At 74.9% G+C, this 16,974-nt stretch carries 15 protein-coding genes; 5 read left to right on the top strand and 10 right to left on the bottom strand.

All coding sequences use genetic code 11. The features are described 5' to 3' along the window. The first annotated feature begins 458 nt into the window (after window positions 1-458). Window positions 459-1,499: a zinc-dependent alcohol dehydrogenase family protein gene (locus ITJ40_RS13625; protein ID WP_194667584.1), complete on the top strand. Its 1,041-nt coding sequence runs from the start codon at window positions 459-461 to the stop codon at window positions 1,497-1,499. 10 nt (window positions 1,500-1,509) lie between these two features. On the opposite strand, the gene ITJ40_RS13630 is transcribed toward ITJ40_RS13625, so the two are convergent. The 3 genes from ITJ40_RS13630 to ITJ40_RS13640 are packed head-to-tail and all read right to left on the bottom strand — an operon-like array spanning window position 1,510 to window position 4,692. Next, entirely contained in the window at window positions 1,510-2,520 is a 1,011-nt protein-coding gene (locus ITJ40_RS13630) for a S41 family peptidase (RefSeq protein ID WP_194667585.1), read from the bottom strand. 52 nt (window positions 2,521-2,572) lie between these two features. Beyond that, window positions 2,573-2,890 (bottom strand): putative quinol monooxygenase, encoded by a 318-nt coding sequence (locus ITJ40_RS13635; protein WP_194667586.1) that lies wholly within the window; start codon window positions 2,888-2,890, stop codon window positions 2,573-2,575. A gap of 47 nt (window positions 2,891-2,937) precedes the next feature. Continuing rightward, complete coding sequence (locus ITJ40_RS13640; RefSeq protein ID WP_194667587.1) at window positions 2,938-4,692, bottom strand: pyruvate dehydrogenase; 1,755 nt, start codon at window positions 4,690-4,692, stop codon at window positions 2,938-2,940. A 116-nt stretch (window positions 4,693-4,808) separates the two neighbouring features. Between ITJ40_RS13640 and ITJ40_RS17470 the strand changes: the two genes are divergently transcribed. After that, window positions 4,809-5,540, top strand: a complete 732-nt coding sequence (locus ITJ40_RS17470; protein WP_194667588.1) for a DUF1684 domain-containing protein — start codon at window positions 4,809-4,811, stop codon at window positions 5,538-5,540. On the opposite strand, the gene nagA is transcribed toward ITJ40_RS17470, so the two are convergent. Beyond that, window positions 5,522-6,727 (bottom strand): N-acetylglucosamine-6-phosphate deacetylase, encoded by a 1,206-nt coding sequence (gene nagA, locus ITJ40_RS13650; protein ID WP_194667589.1) that lies wholly within the window; start codon window positions 6,725-6,727, stop codon window positions 5,522-5,524. The two genes, ITJ40_RS17470 and nagA, sit on opposite strands and share 19 nt — an antisense overlap. 64 nt (window positions 6,728-6,791) lie before the next feature. Here nagA and ITJ40_RS13655 point away from each other — a divergent pair, with 64 nt between their 5' ends. Beyond that, a complete protein-coding gene (locus ITJ40_RS13655; RefSeq protein WP_194667590.1) occupies window positions 6,792-7,493 on the top strand; it encodes a haloacid dehalogenase type II in 702 nt (233 codons plus the stop codon). 13 nt (window positions 7,494-7,506) lie between these two features. On the opposite strand, the gene ITJ40_RS13660 is transcribed toward ITJ40_RS13655, so the two are convergent. Further along, entirely contained in the window at window positions 7,507-9,645 is a 2,139-nt protein-coding gene (locus tag ITJ40_RS13660) for a prolyl oligopeptidase family serine peptidase (RefSeq protein WP_194667591.1), read from the bottom strand. A gap of 116 nt (window positions 9,646-9,761) precedes the next feature. Between ITJ40_RS13660 and ITJ40_RS13665 the strand changes: the two genes are divergently transcribed. Continuing rightward, a complete protein-coding gene (locus tag ITJ40_RS13665) occupies window positions 9,762-10,661 on the top strand; it encodes a TetR/AcrR family transcriptional regulator (protein ID WP_194667592.1) in 900 nt (299 codons plus the stop codon). Here ITJ40_RS13665 and ITJ40_RS13670 read toward each other — a convergent pair. The 4 genes from ITJ40_RS13670 to ITJ40_RS13685 form a co-directional block, all read right to left on the bottom strand. Continuing rightward, window positions 10,658-11,281 carry a GDSL-type esterase/lipase family protein gene (locus ITJ40_RS13670; RefSeq protein WP_228512459.1) on the bottom strand — a complete coding sequence of 208 codons (624 nt, stop codon included), beginning with the start codon at window positions 11,279-11,281 and terminating at the stop codon, window positions 10,658-10,660. The two genes, ITJ40_RS13665 and ITJ40_RS13670, sit on opposite strands and share 4 nt — an antisense overlap. Before the next feature lie 68 nt (window positions 11,282-11,349). After that, on the bottom strand, window positions 11,350-11,799 hold the full coding sequence (locus ITJ40_RS13675) for a hypothetical protein (RefSeq protein WP_194667594.1): 450 nt from the start codon (window positions 11,797-11,799) through the stop codon (window positions 11,350-11,352). Next, complete coding sequence (locus tag ITJ40_RS13680; protein ID WP_194667595.1) at window positions 11,796-13,322, bottom strand: SDR family oxidoreductase; 1,527 nt, start codon at window positions 13,320-13,322, stop codon at window positions 11,796-11,798. Before ITJ40_RS13680 ends, ITJ40_RS13675 begins: the two co-directional genes overlap by 4 nt. Before the next feature lie 73 nt (window positions 13,323-13,395). After that, the gene (locus tag ITJ40_RS13685) at window positions 13,396-14,169 is read right to left on the bottom strand and encodes an SRPBCC domain-containing protein (RefSeq protein WP_194667596.1); all 774 of its coding nucleotides are present in this window, start codon (window positions 14,167-14,169) and stop codon (window positions 13,396-13,398) included. A 174-nt stretch (window positions 14,170-14,343) separates the two neighbouring features. On the opposite strand from ITJ40_RS13685, the gene ITJ40_RS13690 reads away from it, so the two are divergent. Next, complete coding sequence (locus ITJ40_RS13690) at window positions 14,344-15,282, top strand: ROK family protein (protein WP_194667597.1); 939 nt, start codon at window positions 14,344-14,346, stop codon at window positions 15,280-15,282. Between the two features lie 52 nt (window positions 15,283-15,334). Here the strand turns inward: ITJ40_RS13690 and ITJ40_RS13695 are convergent, their stop codons facing one another. Further along, the gene (locus ITJ40_RS13695; protein ID WP_194667598.1) at window positions 15,335-16,945 is read right to left on the bottom strand and encodes a PHP domain-containing protein; all 1,611 of its coding nucleotides are present in this window, start codon (window positions 16,943-16,945) and stop codon (window positions 15,335-15,337) included. Window positions 16,946-16,974 lie beyond the last annotated feature (29 nt).

The following is a 16,974-nucleotide window of genomic DNA, read 5'->3' on the forward strand; positions in this document are numbered from 1 at the left end:
CAGGACACCACGGAGGGCCCGGTCTGCCAGCGCGCGCCGGGAGCGGACAGGACACCACGGAGGGCCCGGTCTGCCAGCGCGCGCCGGGAGCGGACAGGACACCACGGAGGGCCCGGTCTGCCAGCGCGCGCCAGGAGCGGACAGGACACCACGGAGGGCCCGGTCTGCCAGCGCGCGCCAGGAGCGGGCAGGACACTGCACGCGGCCGGTCGGCCCGATGCCGCGCTCGCGAGCGCGCTGCGGATCGTGGCGGACCACGTGCCCGACGACGAGCTGCAGCGCTACCTCCCCGCGATCCGCGGCAACGCCGGGTACCTCGACTCGCTCGACGTGCACGCGACCACCGAGGCCCGCTGAGTCGCGGGCGTGCCACCGCCCGCGCGAGGGCGGCGTCCGGAGACCGCCCGGCGCTTCGGTAGCGTGGACGAACCCGTCCCGCCCCGACCCGAGGAGCCCGCATGCGCGCCGTCGTCTACGAGAGGTTCGGCGAGACGCCCGTCGTCCGCGAGCTGCCGGATCCCGCCCCCTCCCCCGCCGGCGTGGTCGTCCGCGTCGAGGCCACGGGCGTCTGCCGCAGCGACGCGCACGGCTGGCTCGGCCACGACGACGGCATCGCGCTCCCGCAGGTGCCGGGCCACGAGCTGGTCGGGCGGATCCACGAGGTCGGACCCGAGGTCACGCGCTTCCGGGTGGGCGACCGCGTCACCGTCCCGTTCGTCTGCGCGTGCGGCCGCTGCGCCGAGTGCCGCGCGGGGAACGGCCAGGTGTGCCGCGACCAGACGCAGCCGGGCTTCACGCACTGGGGATCCTTCGCCGAGCTCGTCGCGCTGCACGACGCCGACGTGAACCTCATCCCCGTGCCCGACGACCTCGACGCGGGCGCGGCGGCGCTCCTCGGCTGCCGCTTCGCGACGGCGTTCCGCGGGCTCGTGCACCGCGCCCGGATCCAGCGCGGCGAGCGCCTCCTCGTCATCGGCTGCGGCGGCGTGGGCCTCAGCGCCGTGATGATCGGCGTCGCGGTGGGCGCGGAGGTCATCGCCGTCGACGTGGATCCCGCCGCCCTCGCGCGCGCCTCGGAGCTCGGCGCCGAGTACACGATCGACTCCTCGGAGCTGTCGGAGCTCGACGTGCTCGACGCGATCCACGCGGTCTCCCCCGACGGCGTGCAGGTCTCCGTGGAGGCGCTCGGCCGCGAGTCGACGCTCCGGATCAGCCTGCTCGCCCTCGCGCCGACGGGCCGTCAGGTGCAGATCGGCCTGTTCGCGAACGAGCCGACGGTGCCCGTGCCGTTCGTCATCAGCCAGGAGCTGAGCCTGCACGGCAGCCACGGCATGCCCGCGCACGACTACGCCGAGCTGATGGCCCTGGTCGCGTCGGGCGCGCTCCGCCCGGAGCTGCTCGTCGAGCACCGCATCACCCTCGACGAGGCGCCGGCCGCGCTCGAGGCGCTCGCGTCGGGCGACCGCTCGGCGGGGATCACGCTGGTCGAGGTGGGCTGAGCGGTGCCGGCTACCGCGGGGCGTCGAACCAGGCGTCGACCGCGGCGGTGATCCCGGCGTCGTCGACCGTGACGTCCGGCACGACGGGACCGCCGTAGCGCTTCCCCGTGCGGTCGGCGTCGACCGTGACCGTGAGGTTGATGATCGCGCCGTCGGGCAGGGCGCGCGGTGCGTTCCCGGTGCTGAAGCCGTAGGTCGGCTGCCCGAACGACCGCACGCCCGCCTGGCCGACGAACGCGATCGCGGCGGCCTCGCCCGAGCTCACGGTCGTGCCGTCGGTGAGGACGGCGATCGGCACGCCCCCGGGCACCCGACCCGCGTCGCTCGTCGCCGTGACGTCTCCGCCCTTGGCGACGGCACCGCCCGCGACGGTGACGGGCTCCGAGCGACCCGCGTCCTCGAACGACATCACCTGCCCCTCGTCGAGGAGCGGCGAGAGCGCGGCGAGCATGGGCCAGATGTCCCCGCCGTGGTTCCCGCGGAGGTCCACGACCCAGCCGCGGGTGGTCGCGGGTGCCGCCGCCACGAGACCCCGTGCGCCCTGGTCGATGTAGCGCTGGCGGGACGCGTCGTCGCCGCCCACGATCGCGGGCACGACGATGGTCGTGATCCCCTCGGCCGTCGTGACCGTGGGCCGCGGCTCGGCCGCGGCCGACACCGGAGGGCTGTCGCCGAAGAGGGCCGCGGCATCCACGGGTCCGAGCAGGGAGCTGTGCTCCCCGCCCAGCTCCTTCGCGGCCCCGGAGAGCGCCGGGTACGTGCCCGCGTAGGTGCGCGCCCGGGCGGCCTGCGCGTCCACCTGCGCCCGGACCTCCGCGACGCGGGCGGGATCCGCCTGGAGCCCGTCGACCATGAGGTCCACGGCCATGTCGGCGTAGCGCTGCGGCGAGGGCGGGACGTCGAGCAGGCCGGCGCGCTCGAGGGACGGCGTCGCCGCGATCGTCCCGCCGATGAGCACGACCACGGCGACCGCGAACGCGAGGGGCAGGCGGCTCAGGACCCTGGATCGACGTGGAGGCATGCGCCCACCCTGTCGGATGCGGGACCCGCCCGTGCCGTCCCTCCCCCGACGCCTAGAGCGCGCCCTGCAGCTCCGAGCCCGCCGGGATCGGCGCGAGCCGCGTGACGACGGCGGGCCCCGTGATGAGCCCGGCGAGCGACGCGCCCATCCGGGCGACGGCCTCGCCCGCGCCGTGCGCCTCGAGGTCCTCGACGGACGACCACTTCTCGAGCATCACGATGGTGCCGTCGGGAGCGTCGTGGATCGCGTAGACCTCGCAGCCCTCCTCCTCGTGCACCTCCGCGATGCCGGCGGACAGGGCGGCGACGGCCTCGTCGTGCTTGCCCTCGACGGGCGTGAAGACGGCGGTGACGACGACGGGCTGGGACATGGGTTCTCCTCGAGGTGGGACGGGCGATGGGACGTCGGGGGAACCGCTCACGGCCGCGGGATGTTCCGCAGGTTCGAGCGGGCGAGCTTCACGGCCTCGCCGACGCCGCCGTTCATCACGATCTTCGACATCGAGAGCGCGAAGCCCTTCACCTGCGCGGCCGTGATCTCCGGTGGGATCGAGAGCGCCATCGGGTCGGTCACGAGGTCGACGAGCGCGGGCCCGTCGTGCGCGAAGGCGGCCTCGAGCGCGCCGCGGATGTCGGCCGGGTCCTCGACGCGCTGCGAGTGGATCCCGAGCGCGGACGCCACCGCGGCGTAGTCGACCATGGGCACGTCGACGCCGAAGTCGGGGATCCCGTCGACGAGCATCTCGACCTTCACGAGCCCGAGCGTCGAGTTGTTGAACACGACGACCTTCACGGGCAGCTGGTACGCCGCGACCGTGACGAGCTCGCCCATGAGCATCGCGAGCCCGCCGTCGCCCGAGACCGAGACGACCTGCCGCTCCGGGTACGCGACCTGCGCGCCGATCGCCATCGGGAGCGCGTTCGCCATGGACCCGTGCACGAGCGAGCCGATCATCCGCCGGCGCCCGTTGGGGGTGAGGTAGCGCGCGCTCCACACGTTGCACATGCCGGTGTCGGCGGTGAAGACCGTGTCGTCGCCCGCGACCTCGTCGAGGATGCTGGCCGCGTACTCCGGGTGGATGGGCCGCAGCTTCTCCGCCTTCGTCGTGTACGCGCCGACGACCTGCTCCACCTTCTTGTCCTGCTCCTTGAGCAGCTTCTCGAGGAAGCGCCGATCGGTCTTCCGCTCGACGAGCGGCAGCACCGCGCGGATCGTGGAGAGCACGTCGCCGTGGATCGCGATGTCGACGTCGGTGCGGCGGCCGAGGCGCTCGGGCGCGATGTCGATCTGCGCGGTCCGCACCTCCTTGCCTGGCAGGAACTGGTCGTAGGGGAAGTCGGTGCCGATGAGGATCAGCAGGTCGGCACCCGCGATGCCGGCGGCCGCGGCGCCGTAGCCGATGAGGCCCGTCATGCCGACGTCGAACGGGTTGTCCTGCTGGATCACGTCCTTGCCGCGCAGCGAGTGCCCGACCGGCGCCGCGATCTTGTCGGCCAGCTCCATGAGCTCGGCGTGCGCGGATCCCGCGCCGCGGCCCGCGAAGATCGCGACGCTCCCCGCGTCGTCGATGGCGGCGGCGAGCGCGCGCACGTCCTCCTCGGCCGGCACGATCGCGGGACGCCGCGGCAGCGAGAACGCGGGCGCCTCGCCCTCCGCCTCGAACTCGGCGACGTCGCCGGGCAGCGTGATCACGCTGACGCCGCCGAGCGCGAGGGAGTGCCGCATCGCCTGGTCGACGACGCGCGGGGCCTGGACGGCGGTCGAGATCATCTCCGTGTAGTGCGAGCACTCCACGAAGAGACGGTCGGGGTGGGTCTCCTGGAAGTAGCCGGACCCGATCTGGTTCGTGGTGATGTGGCTCGCGATGGCGAGCACGGGCGCGCCCGAGCGGTGCGCGTCGTAGAGGCCGTTGATGAGGTGCAGGTGGCCGGGGCCGCAGGAGCCGGCGCACACGGCGAGCTTGCCCGTGAGCTGCGCCTCGGCGGACGCGGCGAACGCGCCCGCCTCCTCGTGCCGCACGTGGATCCAGTCGATGCCGCCCTTGCGGCTCCCGCCCGTGCGCCGCACCGCGTCGACGACGGGGTTGAGGCTGTCGCCGACGACCCCGAAGATCCGGCTCACCCCCGCCTCGATGAGCTGGGCGATGAGCTGGTCGGCGACCGTGCGTGCCATGGGTGCGTCCTTTCCGTCGGTGGATCCAGTCAATACCCGCCGCCTCCGCGCGACCTCCGCGCGGCGCCCGCACGGCGCCTCGGGAATGCGACCGCGCCGGGGGCGTTGACCCTCATGTGACCGACACGACGACCGATCCCGCCCGCCCCGCCGCCGCCGACCCTGCCGCCCTCGCCGCATACGATGCCTGGCACCGCGCCCGCCTCGCCGCCGTGACGAGCCCGTTCGGCAGCCTCGCGCTCATCCAGACGACCTGGCTCGAGCCCGGCCACGAGGTCAGCGACCTCGAGGCGCTCGAGGGCCAGCCCGACACCGTCCAGCTGACGCGCATCGAGCGCATCTCGCTCGACACCGGCGAGCCGGAGCACGGCTACCGGCTGTGGGACTCGGCGTCCCCCAAGAACCAGGCGTTCGAGGACATCGAGGTCTTCCCCTACGCGCCCGAGTGGATCCTCGAGGGCCGCTTCGAGCGCGTCGACGACGACCGCGTGATCCCCTTCGAGCACATCGCCGACGCCGGCCGCACGCGCGAGCTGCCCGTGCCCGGCGACATCGTGGTGGAGGTCGAGGGGACCGAGGTGCGCCTCAGCGCGTTCGCCGACGGCGACCGCCTCCAGCTGGTCTTCGCCGACGCCACCACGGGCCGCGAGAGCTACGCGCCCAGCCGCTTCCTCTTCCTCCCCCGCCCCGACGGCGACGGACCCGTGACGCTCGACTTCACGCGCGCGGTCGTCCCGCCCTGCGGCTTCTCCGACTGGATGAACTGCCCGCTCCCGCCCGCCGGCAACCGCCTGACCGCGGTCGTGCGCGCGGGCGAGCGCCGGGTGGTCTACCGCGACGAGGCCTGAGGCGCGGGCGTCGCGGCCGCGGCGCCGGGCACCTCGACGCCCGCGGCCCACACGCGGGACACCCGGAGGTCGGGCGTGAGCGCCACGACGTCGGCGGCGGATCCCGCGCGCAGCAGGCCGAGGTGCGCGTCGAGGCCCAGCGCCCGCGCCGGCACGACGGTGAGCGCCGCGACCGCGTCCGGCAGGGCGAGGCCCACGTCGCGCACCGCGATGCGCAGCGCCCGGTCCTGCGTGAGCGTCGAGCCCGCGATCGTCTCCGTGCCCGCGAGCCGGGCGATGCCGTCGCGCACGTCCACGTCGCGCGAGCCGAGGCGGTAGCGGCCGTCCGCGGATCCGGCCGCCGCCATCGCATCGGTGACGAGCGCGACGCGGCCCGGCGCCAGGCGGAGCAGCAGGCCCGCGACCGCGGGATCCACGTGCACGCCGTCGAGGATCAGCTCGAGCGTCACGCGCTCGTCGGCGACGGCCGCCATGATCGGGCCGGGCTCGCGGTGGTGGATCCCGGGCATCGCGTCGAACGCGTGCGTCAGCACGGTCGCGCCGGCGTCGAACGCGGCCCGCGCCACGTCGCCCGAGCACGTGGTGTGGCCGACGGCCGCGACCACGCCCGCGCCCGCGCCCACCAGCCGTCGGATGGCGTCGAGCGCCCCGTCGAGCTCGGGCGCGATCGTGACCTGCCGCAGCACGCCCTCGCCGGCCTCGAGCAGCGCCTCGATGCGGGCGGGCGTGGGATCCACCAGGTGCTCGCGCGCGTGCGCACCGGCCGCGTGCGGCGACAGGAACGGCCCCTCGAGGTGCGCGCCGACGATCGTGGCGTCGGTGGCCATCGCCCGGCGGATCGCGTCGAGCGAGCGCGCCAGGTGGGGCACCGGATCCGCGACGAGGCTCAGCACGGAGCGCGTCGTCCCGTGCCGCCGATGCAGCGCGACGGCCGCGCGGATCCCCTCGGCACCGTCGTCGTGGGATCCCCCCGCGCCGCCGTGCACGTGCAGGTCGACGAAGCCGGGGACGAGCGTGGCGTCCCCGAGGTCGACGGCCCGGTCGGCGGGCGGAGCATCGCGTCCCGCGCCGACCGCCGCGATCGCGTCGCCGTCGAGGAGGACCCACACGTCGTCGGTCGTGCCGCGCGCGTCCACCGCGTGCGCAGCCCGCAGGAGCGTGGTCACGGTCTCGTCGTGCGCGGGCATGCCGTCATCATCCCGCACGCCGACGGCCGTGACGCGGGACGGTCGCGGTGCTTGACTGCGATCCATGGACCCCGCGCCGCTCGACCCCGACCGCATCGACGCGATCCTCTTCGACGTGATCGGCACCCTCGTCGACGAGGACCCCGCCTGGGCGCGTGCCGCGCGCCTCGTGGCCGCCGAGGCCCGGCTGCCCTCCTCGGACGACCTCCGTCGCACCTGGAGCGGGCTGCTCGCCGCGCGCATGGACGCCGTCGTCACCGGGGAGGCGCCCTGGCGTCCGCACCGCGAGCTCGTCGTCGACGCCGCGGACGAGGCGGTCGTCCGGCACGGCGGGACGGCGTCGGAGGCGACGCGGGCGCTCGCGGCCGACGTCGACCGCGGATTCCCGACCTGGCCGGACGTCGCCGACGGCACGGCCGCTCTCCGCCGCTCGCGCCTCGTCGCCGGCCTCAGCAACGGCGAACTCGATTCCCTCGCCCGCATCGCGCACGCGGGGCGCATCGGCTGGGACGCGGTCCTGTCGACGGGATCCGTGCGCACGTTCAAGCCCGCGCCCGCCGCGTACCGGCACGCGATCCGCGAACTGGACCTGGATCCGGTCCGCACGCTGTTCGTCGCCGCGCACCCGTGGGACCTGCGCGCGGCCGCCGGCCACGGCTTCCGCACCGCGTACGTCGCGCGACCCGGAGCGGAACGGCCGTCCGCGGCGGATCCCGTCGACCTGGCCGTCACCGACCTCGGGCAGCTGGCCGCGCTCCTGGGCTGAACCGGCTCCGGCCCTAGCCGAGCACCTCGGGCCGCTTCCACTCCGCACCGTGCACGTGCTGGTCGAGGAACGCGAGCACCGTCCGGTACCAGACCACCGACTGCTGCGGCTTGAGGACCCAGTGGTTCTCGTCCGGGAAGACCAGGAACCGGTGCGGCGTGGTGCCGTCGTCGGCCGCGTGGTGCTCGGCGAGCTCCGACCAGAGGCGCAGGCTCTCGCCGATCGGCACGCGGTAGTCGCGGTCGCCGTGGATCACGAGCATGGGCGTCACGATGTCGCGCACGGAGTGGTGCGGCGAGTTCCGGTCGAGACCCTCCGCCGAGAAGATGCTCTGCCAGTACTGCGACGAGTCGGTGGTCGGCCCGAACTGGTCGAGCGCCCACAGGCTCGCGTGGCTGACGATCGCGCGGAAGCGGTCCGTATGGCCCGCGACCCAGTTGGCCATGTAGCCGCCGAACGAGCCGCCCATCGCGGCCGTGCGCGTCTCGTCGATGTCGTCGCGCGCCTCGACGGCGTCGGTGATGGACATGAGGTCGGTGAAGGGCGCCTCCCCCCAGGCGTCCCAGCCGCGCGCGATGAAGTCGAGGCCGTAGCCGGTGCTCAGCGCGGGATCCGGCAGCAGCACCGCGTAGCCGCGCGCCACCATCACCTGCGGGGTCCACCGCCAGCTCCACGCGTTCCAGCTGTTGAGCGGGCCGCCGTGGATCCACAGCAGCAGCGGCGCGGGCGCCTCGGCCGACGCGCCGTCCGGCAGCAGCAGCCAGCCGCGCACGCGGGCGCCGTCGGCGGCCGTCGTCTCCACCTCCGTCATGGTGCCGGTCGTCGCGGGGACGGGCGCGGGCGTCGCGAGCTCGGTCACGGATCCGTCGGCCGACACGCGCACGGGGTGCGCGGGCGCCATCCACGAGGAGCGGAGGGCGAGCACGTCGCCGGTCTCGCGGTCGACCTGCACGTCCGTGTACGAGTGGTCGTCGGTCGTGAGCTGCGTGACGGAGTCGTCGAGGCCGATGCGGAAGACCGGTCCCCGGCCGTCCTGGTCGGCGGTGACGACGAGCGCCTGCGAGTCCGCGTCGAACCGCAGCGACGACGGCCAGCGGTCCCAGCCGGCGGCCACGCGGCGGGCGTCGGACCCGTCGAGCGCGGACACCCAGAGCTCCTGCTGCGTGGGCGCGGCGGGCGTCGCCCGCTCGGTGCGGACGTAGGCGAGGAGCACGCCGTCCGGGCTGATGACGGGCATCCCGAGGTCGACGTCGGGCACGTCGAGGAGCGTGGTGCGCTCCCCGGTCGCGACGTCGATCGACACCAGCGCCTGCCGGGATCCGCGGCGCTCCTTCACGCCGACCGCGACCACGAGCGTGCGGCCGTCGGGCGAGAGCGCGGCGGCCGCGTGCTCCAGCGTGCGCCCGGGTCGCGGGGTGAGGTCGCGCGGACGCGGCAGGGAGGTCGGGTACGGCTGCGCCGTGGCGGCGGGCGCGGTGGCCGCGGACCCGCCGTCCTCGGTCGCGGCCTCGGCGGCGAGCGCGGTGGCGGCGTCCGCGGTCGTGGGGCGCGCCGGCTCCTCCACGAGCGCGTCGGCGAGGTCGAGCGCGAACAGGTGCGGCTCGTCGGGGCCGAGATCGTGGTCCCAGTAGCGCACGGGGTAGCTCTCGTGCAGGACCGCGTTCACCTGGAGGTCCGACCGCGTCTTCCGTGCCACGGCGTCGGCCTCGAGCGAGGCGGATCCGGGCAGCAGCGGCGCCTGCAGGATCACGGTGGACGCGTCGCGCGCGACGGCGGCGATGCCGTCCACCCCGCCGGCGAGCCGGGTCAGCGCGCGGGCCTCGCCGCCGGCTGCCGGGAGGATCCACAGCTGCGCGGCGTCCTTCCCGTCGGCGTCGTCCGCGTCGGGCCGGGAGGAGACGAAGAGGAGGTCGCCCGTCGCGGTGAAGGCCGCGCCCGCCTCGCTCGTCGTCGAGCGCGTGAGGCGCCGCGGCACGCCGCCGCCCGTCGCGGGCACGACCCAGAGGGCGTGGCGGTAGCCGGTCCTCGCGGTGTCGAGGGTCGTGACGGTGAGCACCGCGCGGCGCCCGTCGGGCGAGAGCACGAGGCCGCCGAGGCGCGGGATGGCGATGAACTCGTCGAGCTCGGTGAAGGGGGTGCGGGTGTCGGGCATGCTCCCACGCTAGCCGCGGCGCGCGACCGGCGTCCCGTCCCGCCCCGTCACGCGCCGCCCGTCCAAGGGATCCTTTGGGCCCAAATCACTGGCGCCGCCACGGTAGGATCGACGCCATGGATCGGCCAGCCGGTCGGGTCGGAAGACCCGCGCGCGTCTCGCGGAGGCTCATCGCGGAGGCGGCCCTCGAGGTCGGCCTCAGCACCCTCACCCTCACCTCGCTCGCCAACCGCCTGGGTGTCGACCACTCGACGCTGTACCGGCACGTCGCGAGCAGGGACGACATCGTCCTCCTCGCCTGCGACACGGCGATCGCGCGGATGGACTGGCCGGAGGTCCCCGACGTCCCCGCCGCCGTGCTCGAGTCCGCCGAGGACACCTCGTGGCGCACCTACCTCGAGCAGGCCGTCGCGCGCATCTGGGACATGTACGACCGGCACCCCGGCCTCGCCAGCGCGATCCACCACCTCGACGCGGCCCCCGACCAGGTCGTGCTGCGCTTCACCGGGGCGATCCGCGACCTCACCCGGATGGGCTTCGCGGAGGCCGAGGCCGTGCTGGCCCTCGACACCGTGCTCGACATCGGGGTCGAGTCCTACGTCGGATGGGAGCGCGTGCACGCCGCGGGCGGCGGCGCGACCGACCGGCCCGCGTCGTCGTCGCCCATCGTGGACGCCACGCTGCCGGCCACCGTGGGACGCGGGCTGCTCGCGCTCGCCGCCGACGGGATCGCCGCCGACCACGCCGCGGATGCCGACGCCGCGGCGCCCTCCCCCGCATCCCGGCGCGGCGGACCCGCGCACTCCGCGGGCGCTCCCGACGCGCTGCACGCGCGCGAGGAGGCGGCCCAGCGCGACGCCCTCGGCACGATGGACCGCGTCACCGCCCGCTTCTCGGGCGAGGTCTCGACGGGATCCGCCGCGACGCCGCGCGACTGGTGGCGGCGCAAGCTCGGCGTGGTCCTCACGGGCGTGGGCGGTCTGCGCTCGCCCGCACCCGCCGGGACCCACCGCTAGGAGCGGGCCGGATCCCCGGCGTCGGCGGCGTCAGCGGCGTCGTCGTCCTCGTCGTCGCCCTCGTCGCGCGCGTCGAGGACGGGCGCGAGCACCGCGCGGACCGCCGCCGCCCCGTCGTCGTTCAGGTGCAGGCGGTCGTCCGTGAGGGTGGGCGCGAGCTCCCCGTCGCCGAAGCCGAGAGCCGGCCACAGGTCCACGTGCTCGGCACGGACCGCCGGCGCGTACTGGCGGATGTGCACGTTGACGATCCGGATCCGCTCGGCGTGCTCGCGCCCACGCGGCGGGACCGACAGCACGACGATGCGCGACGTCGGGAGGTCGCGGCGGAGGTGGGCGAGGATCGTCTCCAGCCCGCGCACGGTCTCCTCGGGACCGCGGCGCGCGGCGCCGAGGTCGTGGGTGCCGCAGGACAGCACGACCGTCGCGGGATCCGCGGCCACCGCGTCGGGCAGGAGCGCGAGCACGTCGTCGGTGGTCTGGCCGGCCCGGCCGAGGTCCACGATCCGCGACCGGCCGTCGTCCCCGTCGTCCCCGTCGGGACCGGGCACGATGCCGCCCCAGCCGCCGTCCCCCGTGAGGCTGTCGCCCAGGAGGACGGTCGTGCGCGTGCGCGGTGCCATGGATCCACCTCTCGTCGTGCCCATCATGGTCCCCGCGCCCGCGGAAGTCACCGGGGCGACGCCCGGCCTCAGCCGTGCTGCCGGCGCGCGACCCGGCGCCACCAGCGACGGCGGCGCGGGGAGAGCACGAGCACGGCGACCGCGATGAGGAGCGGGAGGGACAGGATCGCGGCCACGAGCGCACCCGCCTGCCCGGGGTTCAGGGGGATGCCGAGGACGTCGATGGTGACGCGGGAGGCGGCGCCGTCGGTGAGGTCGGTGATGCCGCGGTCCCCGGCCGCGTCGACCGGCACGGGCTTCCACGCCTCGGAGGCCGCGGGCTCGGGCGTGCTCCTCGCCGAGGGCGTCCGCGAGGCGGCGGACGGGTCGCCCGCGATGCTCGTGAGGTCGGCGCGGGCCTGCACGGGCGCCGACACGCTCATCGTCACGGCGGTCGCGAGGCCGGCCGACGCGAGGGCGATGCCCACGATGGTCAGGAGGATCAGGCCGATGCGCGGGGCCCCGATCCTCCGGCTCACCGTGCGGCCCCCTCGAGGGCGCGCTCGGCCTCACGGCGCTCGGTCGCGGCGAGCGCCTTCGCGGTGATGCGCGTGGCCATCGACGTGAAGATCACGCCGTGGAAGGGCAGGATCGAGAACCAGTACAGCCGGCCGGCCAGCCCCGAGGGGAAGAAGATCGCGCGCTGCCGGTAGTCGCTGCCGCCGTCCTCGCGGGGCGTGGAGCTGAGCTCGAGCCAGGCCTCGCCGGGGAGCTTCATCTCCGCGCGCAGCCGGAGCGAGGATCCGCGCTCGATGTGCTCGACGCGCCAGAAGTCGAGGGCGTCCCCCGTCTGCAGGGTCGTCGCGCTGCGGCGGCCCCGGCGGAGGCCCACCCCGCCGACGAGCTTGTCCATCCAGCCGCGGGCAGCCCAGGCGACCGGCAGGGAGTACCAGCCGTTGTCGCCGCCGATCGCCTCGATCACGGCCCAGAGGTCCTCGGGCGCCGCGTCGGTCGCGCGCTCCTTGAGGTCGAGGTAGACGGTGTGGCCCGACCACTCGGGGTCGCTCGGCAGCAGGTCGCTGGGCGCGCCGACCACGGCGGAGTCCTTCCAGCTGGTCTCGACGACGCCGTCGCGCATCCGGCCGAGCGCGAGCCGCACGGAGCGGCGGTAGCCGGTGAGGCCGCCGTCGGGGTCGGGGATGTAGTTGGAGATGTCGTGCTCGCCCATCACGCAGTCGTACTGCAGCGACTCGATGATCGGGACGGCCAGCGTGCGCGGGATCGGCGTGACGACGTTGACCCAGTGCGCGGCGAGGCGCGGGGCGAAGATCGGGATGGAGGCGATGGGCCGCTGCGGCAGCCCGGCCTCGACCGCGTAGCCGTTCATCATCTGGCCGTAGCGGAGCACGTCGGGGCCGCCGATGTCGAAGGTGCGGTTGAGGTCGTCGGGCAGGTCGGCCGCGGCGACGAGGTAGTAGAGGACGTCGCGGATCGCGATGGGCTGGATGAAGTTGCGCACCCAGCCGGGCGCGGGCATGAACGGCAGCACCTCGGTGAGGTGGCGGATCATCTCGAACGACGTGGAGCCGGATCCGATGACCACGCCCGCCTGCAGCGCGATGGTCGGCACGCCGCTCGCGAGGAGCACGTCGCCGACGGCCTTGCGGCTCGCGAGGTGCTTCGAGAGCTGCGGGGTGTCGGGGTGCAGCCCGCCGAGGTAGACGATGCGCCCCACGCCCGCGGCCTTCGCCGCCGTCGCGACGTGCTCGGCGGAGGCGCGCTCCGACGACGCGAAGTCGCCCTGGGATCCCATGCCGTGCACGAGGTAGTAGAGGACGTCGACGCCGTCGACCGCGGGCACGAGGGTGGACGCGTCGGAGAGGTCGCCGCGCACCACCTCGACGTCGTCGCGCCAGGGCACGTCGGTGAGCCGGCGGGGATCCCGCACGAGCACCCGCACACGGAAGCCGGCCTCGAGGAGGCGGGGCACGAGCCGACCGCCGATGTACCCCGTCGCTCCGGTCACGAGGGCGAGACGGGAGGCGGCGCTCGGCGATGTCATTCCCTCACGCTAGGCAATCAGCCTGGCAAGCGGCTCCCAGGTGCCGGGACGGACGGTGGGCGGGATCCGGGGATCAGCCCTCGGCGGACTCGAGCTCGGCGAGGTACCGGCGCCAGGTCGCGCCATGCTCGGCCTCGCAGGTCGACCAGTCGACCGGGCGGCCGTGGACGAGGTCCTCGAGCAGGTCGAGGTGCAGGCGCCAGCTCGCCTTCAGCACGTTCGCGATGCCCGCGGGCATGAAACCGGAGACCGTGACGCTGAGCTCCGTCTGCCGGTCGCGCGGGCCGCCGGGAACCTCCTGGAGGCGGATCAGGAAGCGCGCCGAGACCTCGCCCTCGTGCACGAACGTGTAGTCGACCGCGCGCCCCTCCTCGAAGCGCGTGACCACGCCGCCGGCCGCGGAGGAGAGGCTGCGGTCGGGCACCGACATCCACTCGAACCAGAACTCGCCGCCGTCCCCCTGCTCGATGGACGCCTCGGCGAGCCAGCCGGAGACCATGTCGGCGTCGGTGACCGCGTCCCAGACGATGAGCGCGGGCAGGTCGATGAGCCGGCGGAAGACGAACTCGTACGGGAGGAAGACCGTGTTCTCGAGGGCCTCCGAGAGGAAGGCGCCGGGCAGGGCGGGGAACCGGGTGCGATCGGACTCCGGGTCGACCGACCGGTCGTCGTCGAGGCCGGCGGAGTCGGGCATGCCCTCGTCGAGCTCGCGGGAGGCGAGGCGCGACTCGGCGGCGTCGGTGTGCTCCAGGGCGGGGGCGCCGCCGCGGCGGGAGGGCGTCGCGCCGTCGGCGCGCGGGTCGGACGCCTCGCGAGGGGCCTGTCCGGGGGTGTGTTCGGGATCCACGTGGAGAGCCTAGATGCCGACCGCCGGTCGGGTCCGTGAATTCCACACAGGTGTCAGGGGGATGGGGATCGATGCCATCCGGGCCGCGGGCCGCGCGTCTCGCGGAGGGCCACCGGGCCGCCCGTATCCTGGACGCCGGTCGACGGGCGGATCCGGGACCGGGACAGGACGAAGATGCCTCGCACGCTCGCACTCGCCGTCGACTTCGGCGGCACCAAGGTCGAGTCGGCGCTCGTGGACGACGCGGGCCGCGTGCTCGAGGGCAGCCGATTCCGCGGCCCGACGGGGCCGGAGCGATCCGCCGACGAGCTGCTCGACGCCGTCCTCGGGGTCGCCCGCCAGGCGCTCGACGTCCTCCCCGCCGATGCCGAGCTCGTCGGCACGGGCCTCGCGGCGGCCGGTCCCGTCGACGTGCCGCACGGCCTCGTCTCGCCGCTCAACGTGCCCGCCTGGCGCGACTACCCGCTGCGCGACCGCCTCGCCGAGCTCACGCCCGACGTGCCCACCACGCTGCAGATGGACGGCCTCGCCATCACGCTCGCCGAGCACTGGGTCGGCGCCGGCCGCGGCCACGACCACGTGATGGGGATGATCGTCTCCACGGGGATCGGCGGCGGGCTCGTCCTCGGCGGTCGCACCGCCGCGGGCTCGACGGGCAACGCGGGCCACATCGGCCACGTCGAGGTCGCCGGCTTCGACGACCCGTGCACGTGCGGCGGCCGCGGCTGCGTCGAGGCGATCGCGTCGGGACCGAAGAGCGTCGCGTGGGCCCGCGCGCAGGGGTGGACGGGATCCACCGGCGAGGACCTCGCGGCCGGCTACCGCGACGGCGACGAGATCGCGGTGCGGGCGGTGCGGCGGGCGGGCCTCGCGATCGGCCGGGCCATCGCGTCGGCCAGCTCGCTCGTGGACCTCGACGTCGTCGCGATCGGCGGCGGGTTCAGCCGCGTCACGCCCGACCTCTTCGACATGATCCGCGAGCCCATCGCCCTCCGGGAGCAGTTCGGCTTCGTCACGAAGACGCGCGTCGTCCCCTCCGGCCTCTCCTCCGACGGCCCGATCATCGGCGCGGGCGCGCTCGTGCACCGCCGGGAGATGGTCCCGAGCTTCTGACGGCGGTCGCCGGGCGGATCCCCCGACCCCTCCCGACGGCCGCCGCGCGCCGCTAGGACAGCTCGGCGTAGAGCGGGCTCGTGTAGAACCAGAGGTCCTCCCACGGGTCCGCGTCACCCAGCACGTCGATGGCAGGGCCGGCGGGGTCGATCGCCGCGCCGAGGAAGCCGGGCTGCTGGCGCTTGCCGTCTGTGCCGCGCAGGCGCACGTAGAAGCGGTCGCCGGGCGGGGTGATCTCCTGGGACAGCCGGTAGCCGCCCGGGATCGCCGTGAGCCGCGCGACCGGGAGCTGCGCGACGACGCGCGTGTCCGGCGCCGTCGTCGCGTCGCGATCGGCGGCAGGGCCGTCGATGCGGCCGACGATGACGTCCACGCGCGCGAGCTCGGGCACGAAGCCGGCGGGGTTGGGACGTGACGCCGTCATGATGTCGGCCGTCACGGTCACCCTGCGGTCTCGCTTGCCGATGAGCGTGCCGCCGAGCGGGATGGTTCGGCCGCGCTCGAGGACGAGGCGCGCGTCGATCGAGTCGACGAGGCCGCCGTGGTCCACCCACACGCGGCCGGCGCGGATGGCATCCAGGACGGACGTGTGGTCCTGGCGGACGGCGCCCACGTGGGTGCGGCTGTAGTGGCCGGGCCAGAAGTCGTTCTCGTCGGTGTCGACGCCACCGCGGTAGACGGGATCCACCATGCGGCCGTCGCGCTCGTAGTCGCTGCCCGGGCCGACCTCGGTGGTGTCGAGGTAGACGTTGTGGCTGTCGCTCGTGGCCGTGACGACGAAGTGCCGCCCCTCGGCGAGCATCGAGTCCCAGACGCCGCCGACCGTGGCCGTGACCCAGTCGAAGCCGCCCCACGTGCGGTACGACTCGGCCGGGTAGCCGGGGAAGGAGTACGTGCCGCGGGAGTTGCCGTAGAGGCCGCGCCCGCCGGCCGTGCTGTGCGGGGACGGCAGACCGCCCGCCTGGTGGCCGGGCGCGCCCTCCATGCCGAGGACGACGCGCGGGCCCGCGTCCTGCCACGCGCGCAGCTCGTGCGGCGAGTCGATGCCCTGGCGCGACGGGTGGTTGGGGAGCATCGCGGCGTCCTTCACGCGGCGCGACGCGACGGCCTGGTCGAGGAAGCGGATCCCCTCGAGCGCGAGCGCCTCGTTCGCCGGGGTGCCGTCGCGCGTGCCCTTCACGCGGGCGTCCCAGCGGTCCTCGATCTCCTTGAGCACGCCGACCGCGTCGCCCTGCGGGTGCACGAACACGGTCGCGTGCTCGGCGCCCGGGATGTTCCACTCGAGGCCGTGGAAGATCACGATGTCGGCGCCGAACTCCTTCCGCGCCTCCTCGATGAGGGGCGTGATCGCGTCGACGCTGCCCTTCGTGGAGTGCGCCGTGTTGCCGTGGTCGGTGAGCACGATCCACTGCACGCCGCGGGCGACGGCCTGGCGGATGTGGTCGCGCACGCGGTACTTGCCGTCGTTGCTGAAGAGCGTGTGGACGTGGTGGTCGCCCTCGAGCCAGAGGTAGCCGCCGACCTTCGCGGGCGCACCGGCAGCGCGGGCGGCGCGGGCGGCGGGTGCGGGTCCGAGAGCGGCGATGGCGGCGCCGGCGCCGACCACCGCGCCGGTCTGGAGCAAGCCCCTGCGGCTCACCGTCGTGCGTGCGTCGTTCGTCATCCGTGTCCTCCGTGTCGCCGTGCGCGTGG

The organism is Clavibacter sp. VKM Ac-2872, from assembly GCF_015351105.1.
GTDB lineage: Bacteria > Actinomycetota > Actinomycetes > Actinomycetales > Microbacteriaceae > Clavibacter.

What these genes read in the sequence shown, in the direction of transcription:
- ITJ40_RS13625 (WP_194667584.1), top strand. Translation starts at nt 459, where the DNA reads ATGCGCGCCGTCGTCTACGAGAGGTTCGGCGAGACGCCCGTCGTCCGC.
- ITJ40_RS13630 (WP_194667585.1), bottom strand. Translation starts at nt 2,520, where the DNA reads ATGCCTCCACGTCGATCCAGGGTCCTGAGCCGCCTGCCCCTCGCGTTC.
- ITJ40_RS13635 (WP_194667586.1), bottom strand. Translation starts at nt 2,890, where the DNA reads ATGTCCCAGCCCGTCGTCGTCACCGCCGTCTTCACGCCCGTCGAGGGC.
- ITJ40_RS13640 (WP_194667587.1), bottom strand. Translation starts at nt 4,692, where the DNA reads ATGGCACGCACGGTCGCCGACCAGCTCATCGCCCAGCTCATCGAGGCG.
- nagA (WP_194667589.1), bottom strand. Translation starts at nt 6,727, where the DNA reads ATGCCCGCGCACGACGAGACCGTGACCACGCTCCTGCGGGCTGCGCAC.
- ITJ40_RS13655 (WP_194667590.1), top strand. Translation starts at nt 6,792, where the DNA reads ATGGACCCCGCGCCGCTCGACCCCGACCGCATCGACGCGATCCTCTTC.
- ITJ40_RS13660 (WP_194667591.1), bottom strand. Translation starts at nt 9,645, where the DNA reads ATGCCCGACACCCGCACCCCCTTCACCGAGCTCGACGAGTTCATCGCC.
- ITJ40_RS13665 (WP_194667592.1), top strand. Translation starts at nt 9,762, where the DNA reads ATGGATCGGCCAGCCGGTCGGGTCGGAAGACCCGCGCGCGTCTCGCGG.
- ITJ40_RS13670 (WP_228512459.1), bottom strand. Translation starts at nt 11,281, where the DNA reads ATGGCACCGCGCACGCGCACGACCGTCCTCCTGGGCGACAGCCTCACG.
- ITJ40_RS13680 (WP_194667595.1), bottom strand. Translation starts at nt 13,322, where the DNA reads ATGACATCGCCGAGCGCCGCCTCCCGTCTCGCCCTCGTGACCGGAGCG.
- ITJ40_RS13690 (WP_194667597.1), top strand. Translation starts at nt 14,344, where the DNA reads ATGCCTCGCACGCTCGCACTCGCCGTCGACTTCGGCGGCACCAAGGTC.
- ITJ40_RS13695 (WP_194667598.1), bottom strand. Translation starts at nt 16,945, where the DNA reads ATGACGAACGACGCACGCACGACGGTGAGCCGCAGGGGCTTGCTCCAG.